4 protein-coding genes are annotated in these 3,717 nt (G+C 66.4%); 2 read left to right on the forward strand and 2 right to left on the reverse strand.

Translation table 11 applies throughout. The features are described from left to right. The first annotated feature begins 113 nt into the window (after positions 1-113). Positions 114-749, forward strand: coding sequence for a TPM domain-containing protein (locus AC3AYF_RS19270; RefSeq protein ID WP_295037204.1), 636 nt, complete (start codon positions 114-116; stop codon positions 747-749). A 101-nt stretch (positions 750-850) separates the two neighbouring features. Here the strand turns inward: AC3AYF_RS19270 and AC3AYF_RS19275 are convergent, their stop codons facing one another. Next, positions 851-2,326 (reverse strand): DEAD/DEAH box helicase, encoded by a 1,476-nt coding sequence (locus AC3AYF_RS19275; RefSeq protein ID WP_295037202.1) that lies wholly within the window; start codon positions 2,324-2,326, stop codon positions 851-853. A gap of 365 nt (positions 2,327-2,691) precedes the next feature. Here AC3AYF_RS19275 and AC3AYF_RS19280 point away from each other — a divergent pair, with 365 nt between their 5' ends. Continuing rightward, on the forward strand, positions 2,692-3,066 hold the full coding sequence (locus AC3AYF_RS19280; RefSeq protein ID WP_487780202.1) for a VOC family protein: 375 nt from the start codon (positions 2,692-2,694) through the stop codon (positions 3,064-3,066). Positions 3,067-3,111: 45 nt separating this feature from the next. On the opposite strand, the gene AC3AYF_RS19285 is transcribed toward AC3AYF_RS19280, so the two are convergent. Continuing rightward, the coding region (locus tag AC3AYF_RS19285) for a Na+/H+ antiporter NhaC family protein (protein ID WP_487780203.1) at positions 3,112-3,717 on the reverse strand (606 nt) is incomplete at its 5' end.

Consider the following 3,717-nt stretch of genomic DNA (forward strand, 5'->3'; position numbering starts at 1 on the left):
GGGGTGCGTCGGCGGTCGTGGGGGTTTCGGCGGCGGCGGCTTCGGCGGCGGCGGCGGTGGTTTTGGCGGCGGCGGTGCCTCCGGTGGCTGGTAGACGACAGGATAACGACAGCATGTCTTTATTGAGTGAAAGCGAACAACGGCAAGTCGGCGACGCGATCACGCGGATCGAGCGCGATACCGACGCCGAGGTCGTCACCGTCCTGGCGCGTCAGGCCGACGACTACACCTATATTCCGCTGCTGTGGGCCGGACTGACGGCGCTCATCGTCCCCGGCGCGCTGAGCGTCATCGCCAGTTGGCTGGGGTGGCTGGGCGGGATCAGCGCCTGGTATCTGCTGCTGGCGCAGTGGCTGGTCTTCATCGTGCTGGCGGTGGTGTTTCGGCTGCCGCCGGTACTCACACGCCTGATTCCGCGGCATGTGCGTTTCTGGCGCGCCTCCAACCTGGCCAGGCGCCAGTTCCTGGAGCAGAACCTGCATCACACCGAGGCGGGCACCGGCATGCTTATCTTCGTCTCCGAGGCCGAGCGCTACGTCGAGATCCTCGTCGATCGGGGCATCTCGGCACAGTTGAGCGACGACACCTGGCAGGCGATCGTCGAGGCGTTCACCGCTCGCGTCAAAGCCGGCGAGACCCTGCAGGGCTTTCTCGACTGCATCGATAGCTGTGGCGAGCTGCTCGAGACCCATGTGCCGGCGACCCACGAGCGCAACGAACTGCCCAATCGGCTCGTCGTGCTCGACTGAGTGCTGGGCACCGCGTCGGCGTGGATCCGACATCCGGATACGACAACGCCACCGTCAATGACGGTGGCGTTGTCGTTTGGGGCTGGCCGGGAGGCCGGGGGTCAGACGTTGCCGTTGGGCGTGCCGCCGCCGCTGCGACGCTGACCGCCGCGCGAGCGCTGGCGGCGCTGGGCCGGTGCATCGCCGTTGCGGTTGCCCCGGTTACCGCTATCGATACGGTTGCCACGGTTGTCGTCCTGGGACCCGCCCTGGCCCGAGGAGGCGCCACGGCCTTCGCTGCGGCGTGAATCGCCACCGCGACCGCCGCCGTTACCTCGCCCGCCGGCACTGTTCCCGCGACCACCACCGTTGCCGCGACGCTGGCCGCCATCGCCACGCCGTTGGCCGCCGCGGGGCTGGCGTCCTTCGTTCTCGTCGACCTTGGGGCCGCCACCGGGTGTGGGTTCGAAGCCAGCCACCGCCTCGCTGTTCAGGCGCTGGCTGATCAGGCGCTCGATGCCGGCCAGTTCCTTCTTCTCGTCCAGGCTCACCAGCGAGACGGCCTGGCCGCTGGCGCCGGCACGGCCGGTACGGCCGATGCGGTGGACGTAGTCCTCCGCCACGTTGGGCAGTTCGAAGTTCACCACCTGCGGCAGCTGATCGATATCCAGCCCGCGCGCCGCGATATCGGTCGCGATCAGGGCGCGGACGCCGCCGCTCTTGAAGTCGGCCAGTGCCTTGGTGCGGGCGTTCTGGCTCTTGTTGCCATGAATCGCCGCGGCCTCGATGCCCTGGCCCTCGAGATACTTGGTCAGGCGGTTGGCGCCGTGCTTGGTGCGGGTGAAGACCAGCACCTGTTGCCACTGGTGGGTCTGGATCAGGTGCGACAGCAGCGCCGGCTTGCGGCTCTTGTCCACCGGATGGACCCACTGCTTCACCGTTGCCGCGGCGGCGTTGCGCGGTGTCACCGAGATCTCGACCGGATCGTTGACCAGGCCCTTGGCGAGATTGCGGATATCGTTGGAGAAGGTCGCCGAGAACAGCAGGTTCTGGCGCTGCTTGGGCAGCACGGCCAGAATCTTGCGGATGTCATGGATGAAGCCCATGTCGAGCATGCGGTCGGCTTCGTCCAGTACCAGCACTTCGAGCTTGTCGAAGCGAACCACTTTCTGCTGGTAGAGATCGAGCAGGCGGCCAGGGGTGGCGACGAGAATGTCGACGCCCTGGCGCAGCGTGGCGATCTGCGGGTTGATCTTGACGCCGCCGAAGACCACGGCGCTTTTCAACGGCAAATGCTTGCCGTAGGTCGCCACGCTCTCGCCGACCTGCGCGGCGAGTTCGCGGGTCGGGGTCAGAATCAGCGTACGCACTGGAATCTGTGAACCGGTCCGGGGGCGATCGCCCTGGGACAGGCGGTGCAGGATCGGCAGGGTGAAACCCGCCGTCTTGCCGGTGCCGGTCTGCGCGGCCGCCATGACGTCTCTTCCCTCGAGGACGGCGGGAATCGCCTGTGACTGGATCGGGGAGGGGGTGTCATAGCCTTGCTCGGCAACGGCTTTCAGCAACGGGGCGCTAAGGCCCAGTGAGGCAAAACTCATTCGGTATTCTCTAGGTCGCGGCGAATGGCGAAGCGAAGCGGCTACGCTCTACCGGGGAATGCCAGTGCTGGCTGATGCGCCTGGAGGCGGCAAAATGGAGGGTCGTCGACTCTTTCAGCTTCGCGTGACGACGGTCAGACAGATAACGGCAATGGGCCCGCAGCTTAACGCATGTGCGCCGCCTCCGCCATCCCGTTGCGACGACTGGCATGAATTGATTCGGGGCCGGGGCGAACCGGGCTCGCGGCGAAGTGAGGACTGACTGGGGCGGTGGGCGGCGATCGGGGGAGGTCGTCGTGCCCGACGCTGGCTATGCTGGGGAGCGATATGCCTTTTGAATCTGCATGACGGAGAGGAGAACGACAATGCACAAGAGTCGTCTGGCGGGACTCGTCATCGACAGCCAGGGCGGAGAGAAGTCTTCCGCCATCGAGTTCTGGGCCCGGGCACTGGGCTGGCCCTGTCACGAGACCGACGAGAAGTACGGCAGGCTGGCCACGCCTCCGGATCAGCCCGATGTGTTGATACAGCAGGTGAATCACCCCAGTCGGGTTCACCTGGATATCGAAACCGATGATATCGAGGCGGAGGTGGCCCGGCTGGAGGGGTTGGGTGCGCAGGTGGTCGAGCGGCTGGAGCGCTGGACCATCATGGAGGCGCCGACCGGCCACCGGTTCTGTGTCGTTCACCCGCAGCGGCCGGATTTCGAGGATGCCGACAACGTCAATGCCTGGGCGTGATCGCGGGACACCCATCGCCATCTCGGCGATGGGTGGCGGGGAGACTCAGCGGGGATCGCTGGCCGCGGAGGCCCCGGCGAATCGCGAGCGAGGCGGATTCTCCTCTGGCGTCAGCCGGCGCACGCCGAAATTGCCGGTCCAGGGCGCGGCGATCGCCAGCAGCGCCGAGAACGCGATCCCGAGATAGTTGAACAGCGCCCAGGGGGCGTAGTCGAGCGTGGACACGCCAAGCGTTGCCGCCATGTAGACCGCCGAAACCGTCCATGGCGCCAGGGGTTCGGGGATCATGCCGCCATCTTCCAGGCTGCGCGAGAGGTTGAGCGGATGGAGTCCCTTCCTGGCGTACTGGTCGGCGAAGATCTCGCGGGTCAGGAAGAAGGTCACGTAGCTGTTGCCGGTGGCGAAGATAATGCAGAGGCCTGCGAGCAGCGAGGCGAGGATGGTGCCGCTGGCGGAACGCACGTGCTCCAGCGTCCGGTGGAGAACCACATGGAGCGCTCCCGAGGCCTCCAGCGCCGAGGCGAAGAAGAACGCGCAGAACACGAACAGTACGGTGCCATGCATGCTGTAGAGGCCGCCCCGTTCCAGCAGCGTCCGCAGCGTGTCGTTGATCTCTCCCGCCTGGACGGAGGGCAGCATGTCGACGCTGAA

The sequence above is a fragment of the Salinicola sp. genome (assembly GCF_982684285.1).